The organism is Streptomyces sp. NPDC007875 (assembly GCF_042868035.1).
In the GTDB taxonomy this organism is placed as follows: domain Bacteria; phylum Actinomycetota; class Actinomycetes; order Streptomycetales; family Streptomycetaceae; genus Streptomyces; species Streptomyces antimycoticus.
The window spans coordinates 27483-52985 of sequence record NZ_JBIADZ010000032.1 but is presented as its reverse complement, the minus strand read 5'-3'; the positions used below and the strand labels follow the sequence as shown (position 1 = coordinate 52985).

18 protein-coding genes and 4 pseudogenes are annotated in these 25503 nt (G+C 68.9%); 12 read left to right on the top strand and 10 right to left on the bottom strand.

All coding sequences use genetic code 11. The annotated features are described in order from the left end of the window. Positions 1-346: 346 nt before the first annotated feature. Both ACFYOY_RS41150 and ACFYOY_RS41145 read right to left on the bottom strand, forming a co-directional pair. Positions 347-1678, bottom strand: a complete 1332-nt coding sequence (locus tag ACFYOY_RS41150; protein ID WP_388592839.1) for an SLC13 family permease — start codon at positions 1676-1678, stop codon at positions 347-349. A gap of 14 nt (positions 1679-1692) precedes the next feature. Further along, the gene (locus tag ACFYOY_RS41145; protein WP_351903934.1) at positions 1693-2874 is read right to left on the bottom strand and encodes a CoA transferase; all 1182 of its coding nucleotides are present in this window, start codon (positions 2872-2874) and stop codon (positions 1693-1695) included. 130 nt (positions 2875-3004) lie between these two features. Here ACFYOY_RS41145 and ACFYOY_RS41140 point away from each other — a divergent pair, with 130 nt between their 5' ends. After that, complete coding sequence (locus tag ACFYOY_RS41140; RefSeq protein WP_351903937.1) at positions 3005-3895, top strand: LysR family transcriptional regulator; 891 nt, start codon at positions 3005-3007, stop codon at positions 3893-3895. Between the two features lie 60 nt (positions 3896-3955). On the opposite strand, the gene ACFYOY_RS41135 is transcribed toward ACFYOY_RS41140, so the two are convergent. Both ACFYOY_RS41135 and ACFYOY_RS41130 read right to left on the bottom strand, forming a co-directional pair. Then, positions 3956-4240 (bottom strand): ATP-binding protein, encoded by a 285-nt coding sequence (locus ACFYOY_RS41135; protein ID WP_351903940.1) that lies wholly within the window; start codon positions 4238-4240, stop codon positions 3956-3958. Between the two features lie 350 nt (positions 4241-4590). Further along, a pseudogene (locus ACFYOY_RS41130) lies at positions 4591-5389 on the bottom strand (glycogen debranching protein); the annotation flags it as partial. A gap of 6 nt (positions 5390-5395) precedes the next feature. Here ACFYOY_RS41130 and ACFYOY_RS41125 point away from each other — a divergent pair. Next, the gene (locus ACFYOY_RS41125; protein ID WP_388592836.1) at positions 5396-5647 is read left to right on the top strand and encodes a formylglycine-generating enzyme family protein; all 252 of its coding nucleotides are present in this window, start codon (positions 5396-5398) and stop codon (positions 5645-5647) included. A gap of 241 nt (positions 5648-5888) precedes the next feature. Here the strand turns inward: ACFYOY_RS41125 and ACFYOY_RS41120 are convergent, their stop codons facing one another. Both ACFYOY_RS41120 and ACFYOY_RS41115 read right to left on the bottom strand, forming a co-directional pair. After that, the gene (locus tag ACFYOY_RS41120) at positions 5889-7871 is read right to left on the bottom strand and encodes an alpha-L-fucosidase (RefSeq protein ID WP_388592834.1); all 1983 of its coding nucleotides are present in this window, start codon (positions 7869-7871) and stop codon (positions 5889-5891) included. A gap of 64 nt (positions 7872-7935) precedes the next feature. Then, positions 7936-10344: a ricin-type beta-trefoil lectin domain protein gene (locus tag ACFYOY_RS41115; protein ID WP_388592832.1), complete on the bottom strand. Its 2409-nt coding sequence runs from the start codon at positions 10342-10344 to the stop codon at positions 7936-7938. A gap of 32 nt (positions 10345-10376) precedes the next feature. Here ACFYOY_RS41115 and ACFYOY_RS41110 point away from each other — a divergent pair, with 32 nt between their 5' ends. Both ACFYOY_RS41110 and ACFYOY_RS41105 read left to right on the top strand, forming a co-directional pair. Continuing rightward, positions 10377-10775, top strand: coding sequence for a transposase (locus tag ACFYOY_RS41110; protein WP_388592829.1), 399 nt, complete (start codon positions 10377-10379; stop codon positions 10773-10775). 6 nt (positions 10776-10781) lie between these two features. Continuing rightward, positions 10782-10991 carry a hypothetical protein gene (locus tag ACFYOY_RS41105; RefSeq protein ID WP_351903951.1) on the top strand — a complete coding sequence of 70 codons (210 nt, stop codon included), beginning with the start codon at positions 10782-10784 and terminating at the stop codon, positions 10989-10991. Positions 10992-11190: 199 nt separating this feature from the next. On the opposite strand, the pseudogene ACFYOY_RS41100 reads toward ACFYOY_RS41105, so the two are convergent. The 4 genes and pseudogenes from ACFYOY_RS41100 to ACFYOY_RS41085 all read right to left on the bottom strand — a co-directional run. Further along, positions 11191-12093, bottom strand: a pseudogene (locus ACFYOY_RS41100) (non-reducing end alpha-L-arabinofuranosidase family hydrolase); the annotation flags it as partial. 421 nt (positions 12094-12514) lie between these two features. Continuing rightward, on the bottom strand, positions 12515-12772 hold the full coding sequence (locus ACFYOY_RS41095; RefSeq protein ID WP_351903954.1) for a hypothetical protein: 258 nt from the start codon (positions 12770-12772) through the stop codon (positions 12515-12517). Between the two features lie 507 nt (positions 12773-13279). Further along, positions 13280-14245, bottom strand: a complete 966-nt coding sequence (locus ACFYOY_RS41090; RefSeq protein ID WP_388592826.1) for a glycoside hydrolase family 6 protein — start codon at positions 14243-14245, stop codon at positions 13280-13282. 473 nt (positions 14246-14718) lie between these two features. Next, positions 14719-15414 carry a TetR/AcrR family transcriptional regulator gene (locus ACFYOY_RS41085; RefSeq protein ID WP_388592823.1) on the bottom strand — a complete coding sequence of 232 codons (696 nt, stop codon included), beginning with the start codon at positions 15412-15414 and terminating at the stop codon, positions 14719-14721. 133 nt (positions 15415-15547) lie between these two features. Between ACFYOY_RS41085 and ACFYOY_RS41080 the strand changes: the two genes are divergently transcribed. The 8 genes and pseudogenes from ACFYOY_RS41080 to ACFYOY_RS41045 form a co-directional block, all read left to right on the top strand. Further along, positions 15548-16159 carry an NAD(P)H-binding protein gene (locus ACFYOY_RS41080; protein WP_351903742.1) on the top strand — a complete coding sequence of 204 codons (612 nt, stop codon included), beginning with the start codon at positions 15548-15550 and terminating at the stop codon, positions 16157-16159. An 87-nt stretch (positions 16160-16246) separates the two neighbouring features. Continuing rightward, positions 16247-16692: pseudogene (locus ACFYOY_RS41075) on the top strand (SDR family NAD(P)-dependent oxidoreductase); the annotation flags it as partial. Between the two features lie 355 nt (positions 16693-17047). Next, the gene (locus tag ACFYOY_RS41070; RefSeq protein WP_388592819.1) at positions 17048-20212 is read left to right on the top strand and encodes a glycoside hydrolase family 2 TIM barrel-domain containing protein; all 3165 of its coding nucleotides are present in this window, start codon (positions 17048-17050) and stop codon (positions 20210-20212) included. Between the two features lie 389 nt (positions 20213-20601). Beyond that, a complete protein-coding gene (locus ACFYOY_RS41065; RefSeq protein WP_351903736.1) occupies positions 20602-20922 on the top strand; it encodes a hypothetical protein in 321 nt (106 codons plus the stop codon). A 685-nt stretch (positions 20923-21607) separates the two neighbouring features. Next, positions 21608-22624 (top strand): LacI family DNA-binding transcriptional regulator, encoded by a 1017-nt coding sequence (locus ACFYOY_RS41060; RefSeq protein WP_388592815.1) that lies wholly within the window; start codon positions 21608-21610, stop codon positions 22622-22624. Between the two features lie 226 nt (positions 22625-22850). Further along, positions 22851-23282 carry a non-reducing end alpha-L-arabinofuranosidase family hydrolase gene (locus tag ACFYOY_RS41055; RefSeq protein ID WP_388592812.1) on the top strand — a complete coding sequence of 144 codons (432 nt, stop codon included), beginning with the start codon at positions 22851-22853 and terminating at the stop codon, positions 23280-23282. Between the two features lie 86 nt (positions 23283-23368). Then, the gene (locus ACFYOY_RS41050; protein ID WP_388592810.1) at positions 23369-24277 is read left to right on the top strand and encodes an alpha/beta hydrolase family protein; all 909 of its coding nucleotides are present in this window, start codon (positions 23369-23371) and stop codon (positions 24275-24277) included. 66 nt (positions 24278-24343) lie between these two features. Continuing rightward, positions 24344-25366 (top strand): annotated as a pseudogene (locus ACFYOY_RS41045) (endo-1,4-beta-xylanase); the annotation flags it as partial. Between the last annotated feature and the right edge of the window lie 137 nt (positions 25367-25503).

Below are 25503 nucleotides of genomic sequence, written 5' to 3'. Positions count from 1 at the left end.
CCTCACGCTCGGGGGCGTCGATCGACGTCGTGCGGAGGAACGGCCGCCGGCCGAACCCTCCGGGAGCCGTCTCTCGCTCAGCGGGATGCGCCGGGCCCCGGACCGGCACGGGAACTACGTCAGCCCCGCTGTGGGGCAGCTGTTGTCGACGGGCACAGACTGGTGCCCTCGATGGCGACCGGTCCGACACGCATGACTTCGTGGACCGGGTTCCGGCGACGGCCGAGGGAGTGCGGCCGGAGGCGAAACGCTGGTGGATCGGGGATGAGTAGATCGGCGTATGCCAGCCAGGGTTCGGAGGGGGTGGGGCCGGACGGTGGCCGTCCGGCCCCAGCCACCGCGTCAGTCACCACCAGCCGAAGGCGCCCCAGGCCAGCACGGGACCGACGGCCACGGACACGAGCCCGCAGGTCAGCAACTGCCGGAAGAGCCGTGGACGGTCCTCCGGCTCAGCGGCGCCGAGGAGCAGGCCACCTGTGATACCCAGCGGGTTGATGTCGACCAGTATCGAGGCCAACGCGACCGCGAGCACGGAGCCGACCGGCGAAGCGCCTTCGGCGACCACGGCGGGAACCAGCGGCACGGTCGTCGTGAAGACGGCGATGGAGCTCGCGGCGAAAGACGTGACACCGGCGATGTAGCACAGGACGAGCAGACTCAACATCGGTGCCCCCTCCACGCGCAGCAGGTCACTGATCCGGGTGAAGGCCCCCAGGTCCTGCATCAGCCCGATGTAGGTGAGCAGCCCCCCGATCAGCAGCACGACGTTCCAGGGGATTCGGGAGATGATGTCGTTCGGCTCCAGCCGGAGGACGAGTTGCTGGAGGACCGCGGCGGTAACGCCCAGGTAGCCGATGTTGACGTCGAAGCCGACCGAGAGCACCACTACGGCCAGCAGGCACACGAGAGTGAGGACCCGGGAGGCATGGGACGTGTCTGACGGCAGGGGACGCTCGGTGGTTCCTCCGGCCGCCGGTCCGGCGGCGGCGCCGGCGCCGGACCGGCGGCCAGAGGGCGCGGGGGTGGCGTGGAGTCCGGTCGGCGTGGTCGGCGCCACGCGGCCGCGTGGCATGGCGCCGCTGCGGAACCCGACGACGAGACAACCGGCCGAGATGGCGAGGCCGGCCAGAATTCCGCCGAGGAAGAAGCTGACCGGGGCGGAGTCGGGCAGACCGATACCCAGTTTGTCCCCCAGTCGGCGCGCGGTGGTGCCGTAGACGGCCAGAGGCGAGAGGAGCCCGCTGATGATGCCCGTGATGCCGAGCACCGCTGCGAGGAAAAGGGGTATCCCATAGCGCGCGGCGAGTCCGAGCGCGAGGGGCGCGACGATGGCGGTGGCGGCGACCGGGAGTGTGCCGATCGCTGTCAGCACGCCGCCGATCAGGAACGGAACCAAGGCGACCAGTGGCGCGCGTCCACCGGCCAGACGGAGCATTCCGTCGAGGAGCCAGTCGAGGGTGCCGTTGATCTGCGCGACGGCGAACAGCGCCGTGACCCCGACGATCAGCACGAAGAAGTCGCCGGGGAAGAACGCCGTCACCTCGTCGGCGGTGCGATCCGAGGCGAGACCGACCAGGAACGCGGCCGGGAGGGCCGCCAGTCCGAGGTTGAACCTCGGGAGGACGGTCGCCACGAAGAGGGCGATGAGAACGACGATGGAGACGTCGGCCATGGACATGTGTGCCTCCTGGTTCAGACGACGCCTCGGGCGGCGAGGTCGTCGATGGCGGTCGAGGCGAGGCCGAGATCCTCCAACACGGCGCGGGTGTGCTCACCCAGGCGAGGAGCGCCGCCGTCGATCCTCTGCTCGAATCCCGAGAAACGTCCGGCGGAGCCCTGGACCAGGCGGGTGCGACCGTCGTGCCCTGCGGTCACCTCGACCACCGACCCGCGGGCTCGCATATGGGGATCGGCGCAGATGTCGGCCGCCGTGTACACCGGTCCGCAGGCCACCCCCGCCTCGGTCAGCAGTTCCGTCAAGGACGTGAGGTCATGAGCGGCCACGAAAGCGGCCACCCGGCCTTCGATCTCCGCGCGGTGCTCGATCCGGGCCGTCATGGAGTCATGGACCGCGAGATCCGGAGCCTTCATCACCATGATCAACCGCCGCCACATCTGGTCGGTCGAGGCCGGTAGAGCCAGCCAGCGTCCGTCGCCGGTCCGGTAGAGGTTGTTGGGGCTGATGTGGGGGTTCTCGTTGCCCTGACGCTCCCGGACCTCACCGGTCGCGTCGTAGTCGACGATGAAGTCCTCCATCATCCGCAACACGGGTTCGTACAGGCCGATGTCGGCCAATTGGGGTTCACCGGTACGGTCACGCTGGCGCAGTGCGAGCAAGGCGGCGAAGGCGGCGTAGATCCCGGTGACGCCATCGGCGACCGGATAGCCGGCGAACACCGGTGGACCGTCGGGGAACCCCGTTCTATGGGTCAGTCCGGCAAAAGCCTCGGCGACACGGGCGAAGCCGGGACGGTCGGCGTACGGGCCGGTGCGCCCGAAGGCGCTCACGTGCACCATGACGAGGTCGGGCCGGTAGGCGACCAGATCGTCGAAGTCGATGGAGAACCGACGCAGGGTCGCGGGACGGAAGTTGGTGACCACCACGTCGGCCGTGGCGGCGAGCCGCCCGACGAGCGCCGCGGCCTCCGGATGGTGCAGGTCGATGGTCACACTGGACTTGTTGCGACCGACGACCGCCCAGCCGACGGACACACCGTCCTCCAGCGGCGGGTAACTGCGCGCAGGGTCCCCGGTCCCGGGCTGTTCGACCTTGATCACCTCCGCACCGAACTCGCCGAGCAGGGAGGAGGCGAGAGGGCCGGCGAGAACTGTTGAGATGTCGAGGACACGCACACCGGTGAGGGGCCTGGACACGGATCTTCCTTTCACAGGCATCGGAACGTCACGGTCATTCGAGACCGATGTCACGATGTCGCAGCACCATCGCGGCGGGAAGATGCCGCTTACTGGAAGCAGTGAAAGAAAAAGGCAATAACATGGGCGGATGCGAGTCGAACGGGCCCGGTACTTCCTCGCCGCGGTGCGCACGGGATCTCTTCGGTCGGCGGCGGCAGCCTGTGGCGTCAGCCAGCCCACGATCGGACAGCAGCTCACCACACTGGAGGAGGAGCTCGACGTCGTTCTGCTGATCCGGAGCCCAGGAGGGGTCCGCGCGACGCCGGCCGGCGAGGCCCTCATCGGCCCGTTCACCCGTCTCGTGGCGGCCGAAGACGCCGTGCGCGAGGCAGCGCTGGCCTCCAACGGGACCTATCAGGGCCGGGTGACCATCGGTGGGGGATCGGCGACCGTCGAGACCATCGTCGCCCCTGTCATGGGGCGGTTGCTCACCGACCACCCGGGCCTGCGGTTCTCCGTGCGCGAAGGCTCCTCGGGCGACATCGAACACGCGGTGATGGCCGGTGACCTGGATCTCGCCGTGACCACCACACCGGACGGGCCCGCGCCGGGCGGTCTCACCCGCCGACGGCTCCTGACGGCGCCGCTCGTCATCTACACCCGACCGGACCATCCGCTCACCCGGCGGCACGAGGTCACCTGGGACGACCTCGGCCAGTGGCCGATCGTCACCATGAGACCGGGTACCGTGATGCACCAGCGGCTGCGCCGACACCTCCCGGACGCCGAGGTGATGGTCGAGGCGATGTCGGCCGGAGCGGTTCAGACCATGGCCGCCCAAGGCGCCGGGGTGGGCCTTCTGGCACACTTCGGCACCCGACCGCCCCCGGCCGGTCTGGTGCGGTTCCCCCTGGCGGACACGGAGCCCGTGGAGGTCAGCCTGGTCCAGCGGGTGGACAGCCGTCCGTCGCGATCCTCCGTCGTCGTCCGCCGGTTGATCATCGCCCGCGCCGACGAGCTTTCAGGCCACTCGGATTGAGTGATACCGACCGCCCGATGGGACCGTGTACTCATTCCCTGCTGAACGTGCCGTGGCCCCTCACCCGGCCCGTTCCTGGGATTCCATCGCCACCAGGTCGGTCGCACCTTCTACGGGCGGGGTCTGCTCGCACCGGATCGTCTTACCCGTGCGGCTGTGCCGGGTGCCCCAGCGGTCGGTCACCTTGGCGACGAGGAGCAGCCCGCGGCCTCCTTCGTCGAAGAGCTGGGCTCGACGGAGGTGTGGGGCGGTGCTGCTGGCGTCATCGACCTCGCATATCAGGCTCGCTCCCTTGATCAGGCGGAGGCGCACGGGCTGAGCGCCGTGCCGGATGGCGTTGGTCAACCATTTCACTGACCACGAACTCTGTGACGGTGCTGGCTGTCTCCCAGCCCCACAGGGCGAGTTGGCCGGTGGCCCAGGATCGGGCATGAGCGACGAATTCTGGTTCCTGCGGTATCTCGAGGGTGGCCACACGGTCCGTTCGCAGGGTGTGGGTGCGGGCGATCAGAAGCGCGACATCGTCGTGCGGGTGGCGGGGGAGCAGATCGGCGAGCACGTTGTCGCAGCGTTGCTCCAGGGATTCCGCGGACTTGCCGAGGGAACGGCGGAGTCGTTCCAGCGCCTCGTCGAGGGAGAGGGCAGGTCTCGCAGTGAACTCGTTCTCCGCTTCCGTGAACTGACGTGGGTGTGCCTCAACGCGCGGATTGGCCGCGCCGCCGAGTCCGTGACGTGGTCGCGAGGTGGCGGAGTTCGTGGGCCTCGGCGCGAAGGAGGTGGCTGCTGGCGGTCCAGGTGCAGGCGCGGTCACGCAGGCCCATTCCGGTGAGGGCGTCGACGTTCTCGGCGAAGCCGTGGGTTTCGCACAGTTGCTGGAAACGGGTGCTGATCTCGTCGGCGAGGCGGCAGCGCCCGGCGCGGCGCAGTCCGTCCTCGATGAGGACGGTGATGGGCGCCCAGATCGGACCGCGCCAGTAGCCGTTCCTTTGTCCACAGCGCGTCGAGCATCGCGGCCTGGGTCGCGCCGACGGTTCGGCTCCAGCGGCGGGCCTCGTCGGGAAGACCCCACCCGTCTGCTGTCGCGGCGAGTTCGCGGAGCTGGAGAGTGACGAACGCGGCCAGATCCGCGGTGACGACCACGCGCTCGGGATCGAAGGCCGTGGCGTTGTCCCGGCCGCTGTCGTTGCCGTGCTGGTAGTGAGGCAGAGCGGCGTGTGGTGCGTGGCGCGCGGTGAGCCAGAACTTCGTCCAGCGTTCCTGCCGGGGGTGGACCTCGGTGAGTTCCGCGCGGCCCGGCGGTTCGGGCAGCCGTCGGCGCAGCTGGGCCAGGGCCCAGCCGTGTACGGGTGGTTTGACGAAGTGGTAGAGGACCTCCGAGTGGGTCACCGAGTCGGGCAGCGCCCCGCTCTCGTCCTGGTGGTCAAACGGCAGCAAGAACTGGTCCCAGGCCAGATCGGGCGCCCCGGGCACCAGGGCGAGGGCGTTGAAGCAGTGGGCAACGTGTGGGAATGGTGCGCCGACTGGTGGGCCACGGCTCACCCCCGCACCACCGTCGACCGCGTCAACCCCACCGGCCCCCGCCACGGCACCGCCCGGGTCATGCGCGGGGGCTCCTACCTGTGCCACGCGTCCTACTGCAACCGCTACCGTGTTGCCGCCCGCACCGGCCACAGCCCCGACAGCACCGGAGGCAACACCGGCTTCCGCTGCGCGTGGGAACTGCTCACCCGCAGCGCACCGACCGCGACCTGACCAACCCGGTCACCGGACGACGAAAGCGGCCCGGCGATGGCCGATCTGGGCGGTGAGGACGAGGTCGTGCGGTTACGCGAGGCGCCCGCCTTTATGGCGGCAGTGCGGCTCGGGCTCTGGAAGCGGACGAACTTCTCGACCGCCGGCACGGTGGCGGACTCAAAGGACATAATCCCCGGTCCGCCGTGTACGTCGGCGTCCGCCGCGGCGCGGGCCGCACTGCCTGTGTCTGTGGGATGGTTCACACGCCGGTGATGGTCCATGCGTTGTTGGTGCTGGAGTTCGGAGTCCACAACACCGTGGTCGAGCCGGCCGTGGCGCTCCCACTGCCGTCAAGGGCGGTACCGGTGCCCCGATTGATGAGCTGATAGCGGTTGCCACCGAGGCTGCTGAGCGACCACTGCTGGTTGTTGCTGCCGTTCCAGACCTCCTGGCGGGCCGGAGCGCCGTTGGCGGAGTTGCCCCAGCTGTCGGCGGCCATGCCGTTGGTGCGATTCATGATGCGGCAGTAGCCGTTGCCGAGGTCGATCAGCTGCCACTGCAGATTGGTGCTCCCGTCGTAGTTCCACTGCTTGAGGTTGGATCCGGGGGCGACGTCGCCCCCGCTGTCGAGCGCCAGTCCGCTGGTCACGTTGGCGATCTTCACCCAGGTTGTTGAGCCGCCCGGCGCGCCCAGGACGGGGATCTCACCGGAGAAGGTGAGCTTGACCGTGTACGCCAGGGCGCTGAACGGTGGGTTGGACGAGGGCATGGTGAGGTGCAGGCCGGAGGCGTCCTGGACCGGTGCCGGCAGGTCGATGTAGGCGCCGGCGGTGCTGTTCAGCAGTTTGGCGCCGGTCAGGCTGCTGAGGTTGATCTGGTTCGAGTTCAGTGTCGTGATGGTCATGGTCCCGCCCTGCCAGCCCAGCGCGGTGGCGTAGAGGACCTTGTTGTCCCGGCTGCGGGTGAACCGGACGTCCTGCGGTTTGCCGGCCACCGGTCCGCTGAACGAGCCTCCGCCCATCTTGGTGGGGCCCTCGCCGTAACTGGTCCAGGAGCGAGTGGAGTAGACCGCCTCTCCGAAGCGGCCGAGCCAGTCGCCCATGGCGAGCAGGATGGACCGCTGTCCGGAGGGGATGGTGCCGTCGGACATCGGGGCGATGTTCAGCAGCATGCTGCCGCCCTTGCTGACCCGGTCGATCAGCGAGTGCAGCAGTGCCTGTGCCGAGTAGTAGCCGATGCCCTCCGTGTAGCACCAGCTGGAGGAGGAGATGCTGTCGTCGGTCAGCCAGTAGGGGGTGAGCAGCCCTGCCGGGCCGCCGCGCTCGAAGTCGAAGACCTCACCCTTGTTGTTGAGGCCGTCCTTGTAGGTCGCGACCACGTCCTTGTTCCACGAGACCGCCTGGTTGTAGTAGTGCGCGAGGAACTCGAGCCGGTAGGACTCCTGCACCAGGTTCAGGTCGAAGTCCTGCCAGACCAGATCCGGCTGGTAGCCGTCGAGGATCTCGATCAGCTTGTCGTACCAGAGCTTGTTCTCCGTGGCCGAGCCCTGCTGGGCATAGAGGACGCGGAGTGCGGGGTCCGACTGGGACGGCACGTGGTCGTAGTAGCCGTTGAAGTGGTAGGCGTGGTGCAGCGAAGCCATGAACTTCAGCCCCTGCCCGCGGATGGCCCGCGCCTGCAGACCCACCAGGTCGAGTCCGGGACCGTGCTGGACCGAGTTCCACGGGTTGGAGCGGCTGTTCCACAGGGAGAAGCCGTCGTGGTGCTCGGCGACCGGCCCGGCGAATCTGGCGCCCGCGGCCCTGAAGAGCTGGGCCCAGGCGTCCGGATCCCACTTGCCGCCCTGGGAAACCGGTTTGGGGGCGAACTGCACGTAGTTGCCGGCCTTGTCGCGGGCGCCGTCGATGAAGTTGTGGTACGGCCAGACCGAGGGGTCGCCGTAGGTGGCGATGTGGTGTCTGTTCTCGGCCGAGCCGCCGATGTACATGTTGCGCGGATACCACTCGTTCCCGACCGCGGGAACGCCGAAGACGCCCCAGTGGTAGTAGATGCCGAACTTGGCGTCCTGGAACCAGGCCGGGGCCGGGGGGTGCTGGTCCACGGAGGACCAGCTCGCGGTGTAGCTTCCTGGGCCGTCGGTCGCGGCGGCCTCGGGGGCGAACCGCAGCAGGCCGAAGGCCGTGGCCGCGCCGGCCGACGCCAGCAGTCGGCGCCGGCTGAGCGGCAGGGAAGAGGAAGACATGGGGGCCTCTCGGGGAAATGACGGAGCAGGTGCGGTAGCTGGTGATCGTCGGCGGGGCATCGGATCAGTCGCGCGTCCACTTCTGGTTGCCGCTGCCGTTGCAGGTCCACAGCTGCAGCAAGGTGCCGTTGGCCGTTCCCGCGCCGGTGGCATCCAGACACAGGCCGGACTGGGCGCCGGTGATCGTGCCGTCGGCTTTGATCGTCCACTGCTGGTTGCCGCCGCCGTCGCAGTCCCAGATGTCCACCTTGGTACCGGGGGTGGTGCCCTGGTTCGCGGCGTCCAGACAGGCACTGCCGTACACCCGCAGCTCACCGGTCGAGGTGTTCGTCCACTGCTGGTTGCTGCCGCCGTTGCAGTCCCACAGCTGCACCTGGGTGCCGGCCGTCTGTGACTGGTTCGGCACGTCCACGCAGCGCCCGGAGCCGACCCCGACGATCGGGCCGGTCGTGCCGCCGTCGCTCCCGCCGCTGCCGGGGGTGATGGACAGGTTGTCGAACTGCGCCGTCTCGCTCTGGCTGGTCGCGTAGCCGATCTGCCCGCCGGCCCAGGTGCGGTCGTTCACGGAACCGACCGTGTCGCCGTCGATGGCGGCGGTGATGGTGGTGCCGGAGAAGGTGAGGGTCAGGGTGTGCCACCGGTTGGTGCCCAGCGCGGTGGTCGTGCCACGGGCCAGGGTGGAGACGTTGCCGCCTGTGTCGGAGTTCAGGATCGACCAGGCCCCGGTGTCGCTCACCCGCAGGTGGTAGGCGTTGAGCCCGCCGGTGCTGCTGTAGTCCTGTGCGTTGGCACGGCCGATCAGCTCGGTGTATCCGGACTGTTCCAGCAGCACGTCGGACGAGACGGTGTAGTTGCTCCAGCCCACGTCACCGAGCAGGGCGTGTGGGTCGGACAGCGCGTCCCAGGTGATCGGTTTCTGCGGGCTCATCTGGCGCACGCACGTGCCGCCGCGACCGCCGCCGCAGCCCACCGCCTCGAAGGAGCCCTGCCAGTCCATGAGGTACTTGGCCTCGGTGCCGGTGGCGTAGCTGTCGAAGGAGTCACTGTACGGCAGACTCATCGAGTGCTGGGCTGGGCCGGTGGCGGTCCCCTTGCCCTGACCGGTCGTGGTGGTGAGGGTGTAGACGTGACCGGGCTGCACGATCAGGCTGAAACCGCTGCCGGAGGGCGTGACGTCCGCGGCATGCACGAGGTAGTCGGCCGTGTTGTTGGAATTGACGTCGGTCGACCAGACGTGGACGGTTCCGGTGGACAGTCCCCCGGCGAGGGTGAAGTTCAGCGTCTGGGGGCCGCCGGCGTCCATCGTCTCGATGACCGTGGAGTAGTCGGAGTTGTTCTTGGACTTCAGCGAGACGTAGCTGCCGTTGTTCCGGTTGCCGCCGAGGTAGCCGCTGGAGGCGTCGAGGTACTTCCACCCCGGGCTGGTGAACTGGCTGGTCTGTGCCATCACCCAGGCGTTCTTGCCGATCCTGTAGTGCCCGGACCACGGCTGCGCGGCCAGGGCGAGCCCCATGGTGGGGTACGGCAGGTTGGGTGTGAGCGCGGCGACCACCGGCCAGTTGAGATACGAGGTCATCCGGCCGTCGATGTATCCGCGGTTGATGCCCCGGGCCACGGCGGGGGCTCCCGCGTTGTAGTCGTCCGAGCCGTTCTCGCTGGCCCACAGCGCCTTGCCGGACGAGGTGGCGGCCGATGGCACCGAGCAGTTGGACTGGGACGAACGGTAGCCGCAGGGGTAGTGCGTGCCGATGATGTCCACCGAGGCGGCGAACGCGGGGTTGGAGTTGATGTCGTTCGCCACGGCCCAGTCGGAGTCCGCCGCCACGATCTTGGTGCTGCCGTAGCCGTTGCTGTTGAGCGCGCTGCGCAACTGCTCGTACCAGGAGACGTTGTAGCCTCGCTCGTTCCACCCGCCGAGGTAGTCGATGGTCAACCCGTGCTGCTTGGCGCAGCCCAGCCACGAGACCAGGTAGTTGATCATGTCGGTGGACCAGAAGTTCCCGCCTCCGATCCAGCCGGGCGCGCCCCAGGCGAGCCCGTACAGCTTGATGTCCGGGTTGCGGGCCTTGGCCTGCTCCATCAGCCACCATTCGTAGCCCCGGTCGCAGTTCAGGTCGGACCGGGTGTGCTGGTGACTCGGCTCGGCCCCCGAGGTGGAGTTGGTGTCGCCGCGGATCTCCGCTTTGAGGATCTGAAGGGAGGCACCGTAGCCGGGCCGGAACAGGTAGTCGAGGACCTGGCCGCGCTCGGGCTCGGGATAGTCGATCAGAAGTCTGCTGTTGCCGCCCCCGCCGCTGATCGCGCCGACGCCGTCGAAGGTGCGGCCGTCGGAGGCGCCGTCGATCGTGATGGAGGTGGCTGCCTGGGCCGGCACGGCAGCCGTGCCGACGAGGCCGCAGGCGGCCAGGACGAGGCCGGTGAGCAGGGCCGTCGAGGCGCGCAGACGCCGGAACAGCCGTCTGAATGCTGACACGGTCGGTTCCTTTCGCAGGTCGGAGGCGTCCCGTGGCCGCCGTGTCCGCCATGGGGCGCGGTGACTGTGTCGTGCTCGTGCTGCTCGTGGTGGCCGTGGCTCCACGGTTGCCGGAGGTCGCTCGCGGGCCGGCGTCCGTTCAGCCGTGGTCGGCGGAGGATGAAGGGCTGGACGAGCGGATCGAGGAGGCGATGACCCCCTTTCGAGGCGCCCTGGGCCTGTTCGACACCATTCCCGGGATCAACCGGGCGGTCGCCGAAGTGATCATCGCGGAGACCGGCGGGGACATGAGCCGGTTCGCCTCGGCCCGTCACCTCGCCTCCTGGGCCGGGGTCTGCTCCGGCCACCACGAGTCCGCCGGCCGCACCAAGAAGACCGAAGTCCGGCCCGGCAACCCGTATCTCGAGGGCGCCCTCGGCCTCGCGGCGTGAGGCGCGGTGCGAACCAAGGACACCGACCTGCAGGCCCGCTACACGTGGCTGACCGCACGGCGCGGCCCGCTCAGGGCGTTGGTCGCCGTCGAGCACTCGATCACCACCGCGAACTGGCACATGCTCACCGACAACGTCGTCCATCAGGAACCCGGCAGCGCCTGCTTCACCCGACGCGACCCGGAACGCGCACCCGCCGGGCCATCAACCAGCTGAACCAGCTCGGTTAGACCGTCAACCTCAACCCGAAGGAGCACGCTGCCTGACCGACAGGGCCAGACACCCGGCGGCCTATCGCGACCCCGAGCGCCCAACCCTGCCCACAATCACCCTGAACAGGCTCTCTTTACGCGTCAGAAGCACTTCTCACGTTGGTGATCAGGCTTCGGACAGCCCACCCGGTGAAAGCGCGAGGTCAGCGCTGCAGGGTAAGGACACCCGGCCGCCAGGGCAGTTGGTCGTAGGGGCCGCCGGCGGAGGGGGACTTGCCCTGGTAGAGGAACTGCAGGTTACAGGGGTCGATGGTCATGGTCTGGTCGGGGTTGTTGCGGACCAGGTCACCGTGGCTGATGTCGTTGGTCCAGGTGGCGCCGCTGTTGGCCTTGCCCGCGAAGGGGCTGTTCTCGCTGCTGGCCTGCGGGGTCCACGAACCGCTCAGGCTGGAAGCGGTGAACGAGCGGAAGTAGCGCCCATTCGCACCCATCGCCTCAACGATCATGAGGTACTGGTTCTGGTCCTGAACCTTGTAGACCTGCACCCCCTCGAACAGGTTGTTCGTCGAGTCGCTCATGATCGTCGTGTACGACGAGCCGAAATTGCCCGGGAAGTTCCCGATCGGCATGCTCGCTCGGTAGATCTTGCCGTTGTCACCGGCGAAGAACAGGTACATGTTCTGGCCGTCACCGATCAGGGTCTGGTCGATCGGACCGGTGCCGGAGCCGGAGATGCTACCGGTGAACAGCGGCTGCGGCGAGGACCAGCCGTTGGGGTTGGTGGGATCGCTCGACGTGCGGTAGATGAAGGGCCACGCACCCCACTGGTACGCCAGCACCCAGATGTTCTTGGGCGCGAAGTAGAACAGCGTGGGCGCCACCGCGGACTGGCTCATCCCGGTCTGGCCGGCCGACCCCATGTCCGACCAGTTCGTGAAGGGAGCGAACCTCATCGAGCCGTAGGACGATCCCGACACGTTCGACGCGTAGACCAGGTGTTTGCCGTTGTACACCACGTTGGTGAAGTCCTTCAGTGAGACCCACCCGTTCGCCGGCTGCGCCAACACACCCGTCGAACTCCACCGGTACGTCGACGGAAGAGAACACGCGCTGGTGGCCGCCTGAGCCGGGTTGGCGACGAGCGTGGCCGCCAACGAGACCAGGGCCGCGGCCGAGGCGCCGAGCATCACAGACAGACGTTTGCGGTTGAAAGTTCCTCCGCGCATGAGGACCTCTTGATTCTTGAGTAGGCGGTTCCGGCCGGCCCGGTCAGAGGCTGTCCGGACGGGTTCGCGTTGGTGCAGCTCGCCGCACGGTGACCCTCACGTACTCCGCGAGCCGTTCGAGGTCTGATCGAGACCGGAGCTCGCGCGGGGCGGTGCGGGTTGCGTTGTTCATGACCTTCCTTGGCTGAGACGGAGCTGAGGAGCCGAACGGCTCGATGGGCTACGAGACCCGGCGTGCCGCGCCTCGGAGGGCGTCCGCGCTCGCGCGCAGCCGGATGCGGCTGCCCGGAACGGGCCGCGCTCACGAGCTCGTAGCCCGGTGCTGGTTGCTGTCCACGGTCAACCCGCTGACCTTCACCACCCGGCTCGCTCCGCCCTCGCGCTTGACAGCGATCCGTGCGGAGGGGCTACGCGGTAGCGCGAGTCCGGCCCGGTCGCCGTCCCGCATCGCGGGGTGGCCGAGCTGGACCGTGGTGGTGGAGGTGGAGCCCTGGACGCGGCCGGTGGCGGCAGCCGGCGCGCGACGACGGCAGGGTTGATGCGGCCATGACATATGCATGTGCGGCGTGCTCCTTGCGGCTCGGTCGTTCCGCTGGGCGTGGCCCGGAAGTGTCCTGCTGTGCGAGTGGAGTAGCTATGCTGTGTTCGCGATATCGAACAAGGGTCGAAGTATCGAGCAATCTGGATGGTAGGGGACCGGTGAGCGGCGTCAATACCTCTCGCAAGATTCGCGGGCGGCGCCGGAATATCTCGCAGGGCTTATGGGTGGCGACGTAGCACCGCGTTCTCGTGCCGCGACGCCAAGACCTCCCCATCCTTGGCCGCGCGGCAGCGGGCACCTTGATCAGATTCCGGACCGGCGCGGTGACGGCGGAAAGTGGCATCGGCAGAGCGTCCCAGGCGCCATGCGGGCCACGCGCCCTGCGCGGAGAAGCTGCGGGCCCGACCCGGAATCGTCGTTCCGAGAGGGGCGGGGTCCGCGTAGGGCTTCGTGGCCGGAGTGTTGCGGACGGTGCCCGTGGCCCGGCCGCGGGGCAGGGGTGAACCAGGCCACGGGAGTCCTGGATCAGTAGCCGTAGACCATCTTGTAGGCGACCTCGGGGAGGAACTGTCCGGCCGAGGAGCCGGCTCCGACGCCGCAGTTGCCGTCGGACTCGCCCGGGGTCTTGATCCACAAGAGCATCTCGGCCCCTCCGCCCAGCTGGGTGGAGGGGCCGATGCGACGGCCTGAGGGGTTGCACCACTGGCCGTTGGAGCCGTTGCCGTTGCGGCTGGTGTCCACGACGAACGGCTTGGTGTAGCCGTAGCGGGCGTTGAGTTCGCTGTTGACGGCGTTGCCGTAGGCGGTGTTCTCGTTCGTGGTGAAGTAGTTGGAGACGTTGAGGGAGAAGCCGTGGGCCTGTCGGAGGCCGGCTTCGTGGAGGCGCCGGGCCATGGTCGCCGGGTCCGCCCAGCCCGGGTTGCCGGCGTCGAGGTAGACCCAGGTGTTGGGGGCCTGGCGGCTGAACTGGGCGAGGGCGCCGGTGAGCATGCCCTCGCGTTCGTCGATCTGAGCCTGGGTCATGCAGCCGTAGTCCCCTAGAGAGTCCGGTTCGAGGATGACGACGGCCGGGCGGTTGGCGATCCCGCCGGCGAACTGGGCGATCCAGGTGGCGTAGGCGGACGGCGAAGCGGCCCCGCCCGCGGAGTGTCCGCCGCAGTAGTCGCGGTTGTATATGTTGTAGGCGACGAGGATGGGTAGTTTGTCCCCATTGTCTGCTGCGCCCGCGTAGGCGCCGGTAGCGGTGTCGATGGTGCCGCTCCACGAGCCGAACCAGCGGGCCATCGGGGTATTGGCGATGGAGGCGTTGATCGCGGACGCCCGGCCGTCGCCGGGGTTGGCGGCGACCCACCTCTTCGCGCTGGAGTCGGGGTCCACGTAGAACCCGTTGGTCATGGTGGTCGGGTCGGCCGCGTGAGCGGACGGTGCGATGGCGAGCGCCAGTGGCAAGGCGAAGAGCGCTGCCATCAGGGCGCGGAGTCTGTGGCGCATGACTGTACCTCGGTTTCCTGACAGGGGTGTGTCGCACGCTCTCGGTCACGAGCGAGCGACGCGCTGAGGAAGTGCGGTGGTACGACGCCCCCCTTGCGTCGGCGACTCTCCGGCGGGGACGACGGGTCCGAAGGTCGACAGCAAGCGTTGGGAGCGCTCCCAATGGGAGCGCTCCCAATGACGCTGAGAGCACTTGAGATGTGGCCCGTATCGTGTTGCGGGCTGGTCAAGCTGTCAAGAGTCGACGTACAACTCGCCCTTCACGCAGCGAGAACAAGGCTCTACAGTCTCGTAATTGGAAGCGCTCCCAACTGGGCCGGGGCGAGACGCTTCCCGTTTGATTGAGAGGGAAGGGCTCATGGCTCATGGCGGAAGACGCGCCGCGTCGGCTGGCCGCCCCACCGGTCACCGGCGCGGCGCCACGTCCGCTCACAGGAGGCAGAAGCAGGTCGCCCATGCCGATGCCACGGCCCTTACGGGCCTCGGAGACCGGCAGGCCCGGACGCCCCCTCGCCCTGGGGCAGGAGGGCCCCGATCTCGGCCGCCGGCCGGCCGGTGTGCAAGCTGATCAGGTCGGTGAGCAGACCGTCCAAGGGCGGCCAGGGGATGGCGCCGTGGTCGTTGTAGAGGCTGACCAAACCGTGCAGGGCGGTCCAGAGCATGAGTCCGGCCTGCCACCGCTGATCCGCCGCGCACCGCTTCCGCTCCCCGGTGGTCGCAGCCGCCAGGGAGGCGACGACGGCGCCGAGCAGCTCGGCCCCGGCGCCGTGGGCCGTACCAGGGACGAGGTCGGCAGGCATCCGGCCGCCGAACAGGGTGCGGTAGTGGCCGCGCTGGTCGACTCCCCAGTGCACATAGGCCGCGCACCGGGCGACGAGGTCGGCCAGCGGGCTCGTGGCGGGCTGCGCGGCCTCGTCCATCAGCCGGGCCAGCTCCTCATAGCGAAGCCGCAGCACGTGTTCGATCAGTGCGCTCAGGTCGGGGAAGTGGCTGTAGATGCTGGCCGGCGCGACCCCGACCTCGCGCGCGACCTGCCGGAGCGTCAGTGTCTCCGGTTGATCGAGAGTGGCCAGCAGCTTGGCCGCGGCGTCCACAAGCTGGGCCTTGAGCACCTGTCCCTGCCCGCGCGGATTGCGGCGACGGGGAGCGGACCACTCCTGAGACGACACCTCGCTCCCTTCCGGCCAGGGTGAGTGGTTCAGCAACAGCTGTTCACCTTACAGGTGGCCTCACTTTGACACTGATAACCAACGGTTGTTTACTTAAGTCGCCAACAGTTGTTCAGTCAGGAAGTGGATGATCATGCGCATCGCAGTACTCGGAGCCTCGGGCCGGACCGGCGGCACGCTCGTCGACCAGGCGCTGGAGCGCGGACACGAGGTCGTGGCCCTGGTCCGCGCGCCGTCCAAGGTCACCGTGCCCGCGCCACGACAGGTCGAGATCAGGCAGGCTGATGTCACCGCCCCGCAGAGCTTCCCCGGCCTGACCGACGTCGACGTGGTCGTCTCGGCCATCGGCATTGGCAAGGGTGACGGCCCGGGCGCGCTGGTCGCCGGGGCCAGGAGGCTCGCCGCGGCGAACGTCCGCACGGTATGGCTCGGAGCGCTGGGCTCGGGCGTGTCGAGCCGGTCCGGCGGACTGATCTACGCGGGGGTGATGCGGATGTTCGTCGGATCGGAACTGGCCGAGAAGGCCGAGGCCGACGAGATCGCCCTGAAGGCCGGCGCCACGGTGTTCCACGCTCCGGACGTCACGGACGGCCCCCTCAGTCCCACCCGCCGCATCGTGCCGCTGGCGGAGCTGCGGCGCCCGCTGCTGCCGCCCAGGATCTCCCGCACCACGCTGGCCGCGCTGCTGCTGGACGAGGCGGAGGCGGGCAAGCACGGCAACGGCATCCTCGTGCCCCTCAGCTGACCGTCGGCCGACGTGACAGCCCTGGGGTCCACGGGGCGAGCGGGTTTCCCGCCGGCGACCGTGACCGCGGTCGCGCGGCCGCGGCCGGCCGCGGCCGGAACCAAAATCAGGAAGGACGGCGGGGAGGCACCGGCGGTCCGCGTCGAGATCGCCGACGAGGACGCGGTCCGGACGGCCGTCCAGCGCACGGTCGAGGCGTACGACGGCCTCGACTTCGCCGTGAACAACGCCGGCCTGCACGCGATCCCGACCTCCCCCGCCTGCGTCGCCGCCAAGCACGGTGTCGTCGGTCTGACCAAGGTCGCCGCTGTGGACTACGCGCCGCGCGGTATCCGCGTCAACGCCGTCTGCCCCGGCCGGCCCGCACACCCGGGTTCGAGCGGGTGGTGGCCGGCACCGGCATGATCGCGAGACAAGAGGCGATCACCCCGCTCGGCCGGATGGCCACATCGGAGGAGGCCGTGGCGGCCGCGGTCTGGCTCTGCTCGGACGCCGCGGCCTACGTCACCGGGATCGCGCTGTCGGTGGACGGGGCGGCGGGCGTGAGGATCGTCGCGGTCGAGGAGCGCCCGACCACCAAGAAGTCCCTGCACACCGCGCACGGCCTGGACGTCGCCGGACCACGAGAGGCACCGTCACCGTAACGGCCCCGGCATCGGTGAGCGCCGTCTTCGGTGAGCTGCCATCGCGGCTGTCGCCCGACCCGCCGCACCGAAATCCGCCTCACCGGCACCCTCCACCTCACCGGCCCGGTCCGCTGCGTCGGCCACGGCTGTTTGCTGCGCACACCGGCGCGCATCGGCTGACAGGAGACCGTCGACAGTCTTGTGTCGTGGGGCCTTCTGTTCGATGCTGACGATTCTTGATGCCTTGAGTCCGGAGTCGCGAATGAGTGCAGAGAGAAACAGTTCGAACCATCCGCGCCGTCGTACGGTGCTCGCCGCGGGCGCCCTGGCGGGTTGGGCCGCTTTCAACGCCCAGAAGTTGGCGTTCGCCGCCGAGGGCGATCCGTGGGACGCCGCCCCGCGGATCTTCCAGGTGAACCGTGAAGCGGCGCGAGCCCGCCTCGTGCCGTACGCGGGCCCGGCCGACGCGCTGCGGGGGCGGTTCCAGGATTCCCCGTACTACCGTTCGCTCAACGGAAGCTGGCGCTTTCGATGGTCGCGGAACGCGGACCAGCGGCCCACCGGGTTTCAGGCCCCGGACTTCGACGACAGTGGATGGAACCACATACCGGTGCCCTCCAACTGGGAGATCGAGGGCTACCCGGAACCGATCTACCTCAACATCAAGTACCCGTGGATCGGCTATGAGACGCCGAACCCCCCGCAGGTGCCCAAGGACTTCAACCCGGTCGGCTCCTATCGCCGCACCTTCACCGCGCCCGCCGACTGGTCGGGGCGGCGCACCCTGCTGTCGTTCCAGGGGGTGAAGTCGGCCTTCTTCGTGTGGGTGAACGGTGAGCGGGTGGGCTACAGCGAGGACAGCTACACGCCCGCCGAGTTCGACATCACACCGCATGTGCGGAAGGGCGACAACGTCCTCGCGGTGGAAGTCCACCGCTGGTCCGACGGCAGTTGGCTGGAGGACCAGGACATGATCGACCTGTCCGGGATCTTCCGGGACGTCTACCTGTACTCGATCCCCCCGGTCCACGTGCAGGACCTGTTCGTGCACACCGAACTGGACGCCGCCTACCGCGACGCCGTGCTGACCGTCGATGTCACCGTGCGGGACCGTGGCGAGGACGGCACCGCGGGGCACCGTGTCGCGGCGGAACTCTTCGATGCCCGGGGCCGCCGGGTGGTCCGCCTCTCGGGTGACGCGGGCGACGGCTCGGCGTCCCTGAAGGGTGATGTGCGGGCTCCCGCGCTGTGGTCCGCCGAGGACCCCAACCTCTACACGCTCGTCGTGACACTCACCGACACACGCGGCCGGACGACCGACGTCCACAGCACGCGGATCGGATTCCGGCAGGTGGAATGCGGGTCAGGGCGGTTCACGATCAACGGCGAGCCGGTGATGTTCCGCGGCACCAACCGCCACGAGTCCGACCCCGAACGGGGCCAGGCCCTCGACGAGGCGCGGATGATCGAGGACATCCGCCTGATGAAGCAGCACAACATCAACGCCGTCCGCACCTCGCACTACCCCAACCACCCGCGCTGGCTGGAACTCTGCGACGAGTTCGGACTGTACGTCATCGACGAGGCGAACCTGGAGACGCACGGCGTCCGGGACACGGTGCCCGGTTCCCTGCCGGAGTGGACCGACGCCTGTGTGGATCGGCTGCGGTCCATGGTCGAACGGGACAAGAACCATCCGTGCGTGGTCGTCTGGTCGCTGGGCAACGAGGCAGGGCAGGGAACGAACTTCAAGGTCATGGCCGACTGGGCGCACGCCCGCGACGCCTCGCGTCCGGTGCACTACGAGGGCATGAACTCCGTCGCCGACCTGCACAGCGAGATGTACACCAGCCCCGACGGCGTGGAGAACTACGGCAGGTCCGGTAACCAGACCCCCTTCATGCTGTGCGAGTACAACCACTCGATGGGCAACAGCGGCGGAAACCTCCAGGAGTACTGGGACGTTTTCGAGCGCTATCCCAACCTGCACGGCGCTTTCGTCTGGGACTGGGTCGACCAGGCCATCAGACTGCCGGTGCCGGGCGACTCCCGGCATATGTACCTGTCCTACGGCGGCGACTGGCACGCCGGCTATCCCACGGACAGCAATTTCTGCTGCAACGGACTGGTGGCCGCGGACCGGTCGGTCCACCCCGGGCTGATCGAGTTGAAGAAGTGCTACCAGCCGGTGGGCATCGCGGCCGACGACCTCTCCGGCGGGTCCGGGGGCACCGTGAAGGTCCGCAACAAGCATCTCTTCAGCGGCCTGGACGCCTACACGCTGCGCTGGTCCGTGACCCGGGACGGTGAGACCGTGCAGCACGGCACGCTTCCGGCCCCGGCCGTGGCTCCCGGCAGGGAAGGCGTCGTGCACATCCCGTACCGCGCACCCTCGCCCTCCGAGTCCGGGGGCGAGTACTTTCTGAACCTCTCCTTCCTGCTGCGCGAGCGGACCCGCTGGGCCCCAGCCGGGCACGAGGTCGCCGCCGAGCAACTGGCGCTGGACCGGCACGCCCCGGCCCCCGGCGACACCCCGGTGACCGGCAGGCTGGCGGTCACTGAGACCGCGACCGAGGTCACGGTGAGTGGCCGGGAGGTGGAGGTGGTGGTGTCCAAGTCCTCCGGAACCCTGGCCTCGTACACCTGGAAGGGACGGGCCCTGCTCGCCGAGGGACCCGTGCCCAACTTCTGGCGAGGCCCCACGGACAACGACATCGGCCGCGGCTTCCAGAAGACGGCCGCGACCTGGCGGGACGCGGGAATCAAGCGGACGGTGACCTCCGTGACGGCTTCGCAGCCCGCGCCCGGCGAGGTCGTCGTCGACGTCACCTGCACGCTGCCCACCTCACCCAGGACCGCCACCTGGAACACGACGTTCCGGGTGCGGGCCGACGGTGAGGTGCGGGTGCGCCACACCCTCGACGCCCCGGCCGGGCTGCCGGACCTGCCCGTGGTCGGCGCTCTGCTCACCGTGCCGGACGGCCACGAACGGCTCGCCTGGTTCGGGCGCGGCCCCCACGAGAACTACCAGGACCGCAAGACGTCCGCGTTCGTGGGTCGGTGGCGCTCCACGGTCGATCAGCAGGTCGCCCCGTACGTACGGCCCCAGCAGACGGGAAATCAGACGGACGTCCGCCGGCTGTCGCTGACCGACCGCTCCGGCGAGGGTCTGACCGTCGTCGCCGACCCCGCCGAGGGCGAGCCGCTGCTGGAGACCAGCGCCCTGCACTTCACGCCGTCGGACCTCGACGGCCCCAGGCATCCGTATCAGCTGAAGCGTCGCGACGAGACGGTCCTGCTCGTCAATCACCGTCAGATGGGTGTCGGCGGCATCGACTCCTGGGGCGCGGCCCCGCTGGAGAAGTACCTGTTGCACTCCGGGCGCACCTACAGCTACGCCTACCGGTTGCGTCCCGCCTCCGCCTGACGGACCCGTGCGGCCCTCAGCAGCCGCCCCGGGCCTGGTCGTCCAGCACGGCCGGGCCCGGGGTACGCGATCTCATCCAGGCCTGGTTCGTGATTCGTCCGTGGCCCTGGCAGCGCCCTCACCGAGGACTTGGCGGCGGCGAAGGCGGGGCAGTTCGCCTGGATCGACGGAGGCCGGCACACGCGCCGCACAGGAGCACCTGTGCGGCGGCCCGGGGGTGTACGGAGTGGACGCGCCAGTACGCCGGATCGCCGCCGAGCCGGGCGTCGGCATGGCGACCTGTCACCGCACCCACGGGGTGCCCTCCACCGCTCCGACCGCCGCTTGCTGTTCGTTCGCTTCGCGGGGGTACCGCTGTTCTGGCGACTCGATCTGGATATCCGCACCGCATGGTCGCCGATGACCGGCACTACGACGTGGGGAACCCGGCAGCGTGCGCCCGTGATGATGAGTGCTCACAGCCGGCCGGCGCCCTGGCCAATGCCATAGGCGCGGTTAAGGCGGTGGCCCGAAAGCGGGACGCTGAGGCCCGCGGTCCGCTGGACCGGGGGTTCGCCCGGATCAGCGAGGATGACCGGGCCACCGGCGACTGGGCAAACGACGTGACCCGGCTCGCGCACGCCGCCGCAGTGCGCGATTCCGCCTTGACGGACCTGGCTGCCCAGGTCACCGAGCTCGCAGCCCGGCAGCTTGGCAGAGGCCACGCCTGACACGCCCTCAATGCCTCGTGTGGTTGCCGGACGTCCAGGATCTGCCCGGGCAGTCGTGGCGGCCTTCATGGGCCGTCTCAGGCGGCCCCGCCCCTCGGGGCCGGGACCATGCGCGCAAGGGAACGGTGACCGATGTCGAGTACATGAACATCTGGCTGCGGCCCGAGCGCCCGGCCACGGGTCGGAAACCGACGGCCTCATATTTGGAAGCGCTCCCGACCCTCCGGTCCCTGACGGACCCGTACTCGTCCTCCGTCGCCCACCGGGCCGGTGGCAGCGGAATGAGCCGGGGTGAGACGCGTCCCGTCCGATCGAGAGGGAAGGGCCCATGGCTCATGGCAGAAGACGCGACGCGATCCGGGGCCGCCATGGACGTTGAGCGCGGGCTTTCCCACGGGGAGCCGAGCTGCTCGTAGTAGATGCGATTGCCATCGCCGGCTCGAGATGGCCGCTGTCGTAGGGGTTGGCCGGAGATAGAGATCAGCCATGACCGCTGGTCCGACGATTCCCGACCTGGCTCGTACAGCCGACAGAAGGCGGTGCAACCTCTCGAGGGGCCGCGAGTGTCAGAATGACGGCTCGCAGGCGGTGTTGATCGTGTGGGTGGCGTACGTGCCCCGGCAGGCGGCGAGCCCGTCGGGAGCGGGGAAGAGTGGTCGTGGTGGACAGTCGTGGGGGAGCGTCCGTGGACAGCGGGAAGCTCGCGCGGAGTGGCGGGCAGACGTCGGTGAAGATCGCGCACATAGCCGAGTTGGCGGGTGTGTCGGTGCCCACGGTGTCGCGGGTGCTCAACGGCAGGCCAGGGGTGTCCGACGAGACCCGGGCCCGGGTCGAGGAACTGATCAACGAGTACGGATACCGCAAGTCCTCGGACAACAAGCAGAGGTTCGTGGAGCTGATTTTCCGGGAGCTGGAGGGCATGTGGGTGGGGGAGATCATCCGCGGTGTCGAGGAGGTGGCCCGCAGGAACCACGCGGGCGTCGTGGTCTCCAAGTTCGGCCTGCACGACGCCGACGCCTCGGTCGACGACACCGTGGGGCGACGCCCGCTGTGTGTCCTGTCCGTGTTCCAACTCCCTGAAGCGGAACGGGAGCGATTCAAGGCGAAAGGCATCCCTTACGTCGTCTTCGATCCGGTCGACGACGTTCCCGATGGCGTGCCCTATGTCGGTGCCACCAACTTCAAGGGAGGCCAGTCCGCGACGCGTCACGCGCTGTCCCTCGGGCACCGGCGCATCTCGATGATCGACGGTCCCGATCACGCGTTCTGCCTGGCCCGGGCGGCGGGCTACCGGTCCGCTCTCGAGGCGGCCGGACTGCCCGTGGACCTGGATCTGACGGTCCGTGCCCAACTCACGCGGGAAGGCGGCCAGATCGCGGCCCGCACCCTGCTCGGCAGGCCCGAACGGCCCACCGCGATCGTCACCGCCAACGACATGCAGGCGCTCGGCGTCTATCAGGCGGCCCGCGAGGCCGGGCTTCGTGTCCCGGAGGACCTGAGCGTGGTCGGTTTCGACGACATGCCGGTCGCTGTCTGGGCAGATCCGCCGTTGACGACGGTGCATCAGCCCTTGAGTGAAATGGGCGCTGCCGCAACCGAGTTGGCCCTCGCGCTGGGCCGCGGCGAGAGGGTTCCGCAGCTCGGGCTGGAGGTCGCCACGGAACTCGTGGTCCGTCAGAGCACGGCACCGCCGAGGAGCTGAGCGCGGCTCTGTCGGCGCGTCCAGCGCGGCATGCCCGGCGCGCGGCGAGAAATTTTCACGCAATAGTTTCTGGTCCAAGGTTGAAAAAGTTGCGCACACAGGATTGACCGAGCTCCGTCAAGCGCCTCATCATTCCTATGTCCGAAGTTCCGGTCGCCGTTCGAGATATCGACCAGACTTCGTGCTTCACCGCATGCGCACCGGATGAGCCGCTATGGAGTCGCCCATGCCCTTGTTACATCGCCATGCCTATGTGGCCCTGCTCATCGCCCCGTTGGCGGCGTGCTTGGCCGTGCCCGCGAAGGGAGCGACACCGGCGGGCACCCTCCAGCGGAACCTGCCGCGCAGTTTCCGCTGGTCGTCCACGGGATCGGTGATCTCACCCCAGCAGGACGGCAGCGCCATCGGCAGCGACGGCAACCGTTACTACCGCTCTCTCACCTCCCATGCCCTGAGCGGCAGTTGGCGGCCGCCCAGCCGCCACCGAGGCCAATTCTTCGCCCGCTCAACCAACGTCACGTTCCCCGGCGGCGCCTGGACGAAGGACATCAGCCACGGTGAGCTGATCCGCGCCGGCAACGACCAGACCATGACTGTTGACCTCTGCCGGCTCCAACTCCTCTATCAGGGCCGCAACCCCAACTCCAGGGGCGAGTAATCGCAGTTGCCCTACCGGCTCGGCCTGGCCACCCAGACCAACCCCACCTGCTGAGACCTCCCTGTCCCCCACGCAAGGAGTTGCACATGTCGACCAGTCGACGCACCTTCCTCGGCCTGACCGCGGGCGCGACAGCGGGCCTGAGCATTCCCCTGCTCGGCCCGGCACCGGCTTCCGCCTCAGGCGCCGAACCGGTCGCGCCCGCCGGGCAGTTCGCCGTCGGTGTACGCCAGTTCAACTGGAGCCGCGGCGCCCGCTCGCTGTTCACCAAGGTCTTCTACCCCACCCCCGGAGCCCCCGGCGGCGCCCCCATACCCAACGCCCCTCTCGCCGACGGTGTGTTCCCCGTCGCCGAGTGGAGCCACGGCATGTACGGCAACTCCGACTCGTACGCCTCGCAGACCCACGCGATAGCCTCCGCCGGCTTCATCTGCCCCGCCCCCTCGTTCTCCGACAACACCAATCTCGGCTCCGTGTACGGAGGCGAATGGTCGAGGGACGTCTCCGAGGTCATCACCCGGACCCTGGCGCTCAACGGCAGCACGGGCGGCCCCTTCGCCGGGCACATCGACACCGCGGCCGGCGTCGGCGTCTCCGGGCACTCGATGGGCGGCATGACCACCCACGGCCTGGTGACCGCGTGGCCCGACGACCGCATCACCGCCGCGGTCCCGGTCGCCTGTGTGGACATGGGCACCCCCGCCGCCTCGGTCCGTGCGGGCGTGCTGTTCATCCACGGCGACAAGGACCCGACCTGCGACTACGCCCTGGCCCGGCGAGCGTACGAGGAATTGCCCGCACCCAAGGCATTTCTCACCCACCTCGGCGCGGACCATGCCGCATATCTGAACCCGGGGTTCCCCACCTTCGACCGGACCCAGAACACCCTCGTGGACTGGTTCCGGTGGCGGCTGTACCACGACACGACTGCCCGCGACCGCCTCCCGGCCGATGCCACCGGCGCCGGTACCCGCTGGGAATCCGCCCTCTCCTGACGGCCGCGGGCCGGACGAATTCCAGGCCCTGCACCACCACCCACCCCCATCAGAAAGGGATCCGCAATGACCGACAGATCCTCCCGAAGGCGTACCCCGCGACGCGCCCGGACAGCGATCACCGCCGCGGCGACCGGCCTCACGGCGGCAGCGGCCGTCCTGGCGTTCTCACCCACCGCTCATGCCGCCGACACCCTCGGCGGTGCGGCCGCTCAGAAGGGCCGGTACTTCGGCGCCGCGGTCGCACCCCACCTCGGTGAGACGGACTACGAGTCCACGCTCAACCGGGAGTTCTCCAGCGTCGTCGCCGAGAACGCGATGAAGTGGGACGCCACCGAGCCGAGCCCGAATCAGTTCAACTTCAGCGGCGGCGACCAGCTCGTCAACTACGCCCAGCAGCGCGGCAAATGGGTACGCGGCCACACCCTGGTCTGGCACGCCCAACAGCCCGGCTGGGTACAGGGATTGGCCGGAGACTCCCTGCGCCAGGCCATGCGCAACCACATCACCAAGGTCGCCGCCCACTACGCGGGCAAGATCGACTCCTGGGACGTGGTCAACGAGGCGTTCGAATGGGACGGCAGCCGCCGCCAGTCCAACCTCCAGCAGCAGCTCGGCAACGGCTGGATAGAGGACGCCTTCCGCACCGCGAAGGCAGCCGACCCCAAGGCCAAGCTCTGCTACAACGATTACGGCACCGACGGCGTCAACGCCAAGAGCGACGCCATCTACCGGATGGTCCAGGACTTCCGCGCCCGCGGCGTCCCGATCGATTGTGTCGGCTTCCAGAGCCACCTGGCCTCGAACTCCGACCTCGGCACCTATCGGCAGAACCTCCAGCGCTTCGCCGACCTCGGCGTGAACGTGCAGATCACCGAGCTCGACGTCGGCGGCTCCGGATCGGCGCAGGCCAATGTGTACCGGCAGGTCGCCCAGGCGTGCGTGGCCGTCGCCCGCTGCAACGGCATCACCGTGTGGGGCGTCACCGACAAGTACTCCTGGCGCGCCCAGGAAACCCCGCTGCTCTTCAACGGCAGCTACCAGAAGAAGGAGGCGTACGGCGCGGTCCTCGCGGTACTGAACAGCGCCTGAATCCGGCCGGGGCCCGGTGTTCGTTTCGCCGGGCCCCGCATCGGGACTGTCATGATCCTGGGCCCTTCGAGATCCGGGCCGCTGGCGAAGGTTCTTCACGGGTAGGGGTCGCCCGGTCCCCAGGCACCACTATG

Coding starts and splice junctions, on each gene's coding strand:
- ACFYOY_RS41150 (WP_388592839.1), bottom strand. CDS start 1,678: ATGTCCATGGCCGACGTCTCCATCGTCGTTCTCATCGCCCTCTTCGTG.
- ACFYOY_RS41140 (WP_351903937.1), top strand. CDS start 3,005: ATGCGAGTCGAACGGGCCCGGTACTTCCTCGCCGCGGTGCGCACGGGA.
- ACFYOY_RS41120 (WP_388592834.1), bottom strand. CDS start 7,871: ATGTCTTCCTCTTCCCTGCCGCTCAGCCGGCGCCGACTGCTGGCGTCG.
- ACFYOY_RS41095 (WP_351903954.1), bottom strand. CDS start 12,772: ATGCATATGTCATGGCCGCATCAACCCTGCCGTCGTCGCGCGCCGGCT.
- ACFYOY_RS41090 (WP_388592826.1), bottom strand. CDS start 14,245: ATGCGCCACAGACTCCGCGCCCTGATGGCAGCGCTCTTCGCCTTGCCA.
- ACFYOY_RS41080 (WP_351903742.1), top strand. CDS start 15,548: ATGCGCATCGCAGTACTCGGAGCCTCGGGCCGGACCGGCGGCACGCTC.
- ACFYOY_RS41070 (WP_388592819.1), top strand. CDS start 17,048: ATGAGTGCAGAGAGAAACAGTTCGAACCATCCGCGCCGTCGTACGGTG.
- ACFYOY_RS41065 (WP_351903736.1), top strand. CDS start 20,602: ATGGTCGCCGATGACCGGCACTACGACGTGGGGAACCCGGCAGCGTGC.
- ACFYOY_RS41055 (WP_388592812.1), top strand. CDS start 22,851: ATGCCCTTGTTACATCGCCATGCCTATGTGGCCCTGCTCATCGCCCCG.
- ACFYOY_RS41050 (WP_388592810.1), top strand. CDS start 23,369: ATGTCGACCAGTCGACGCACCTTCCTCGGCCTGACCGCGGGCGCGACA.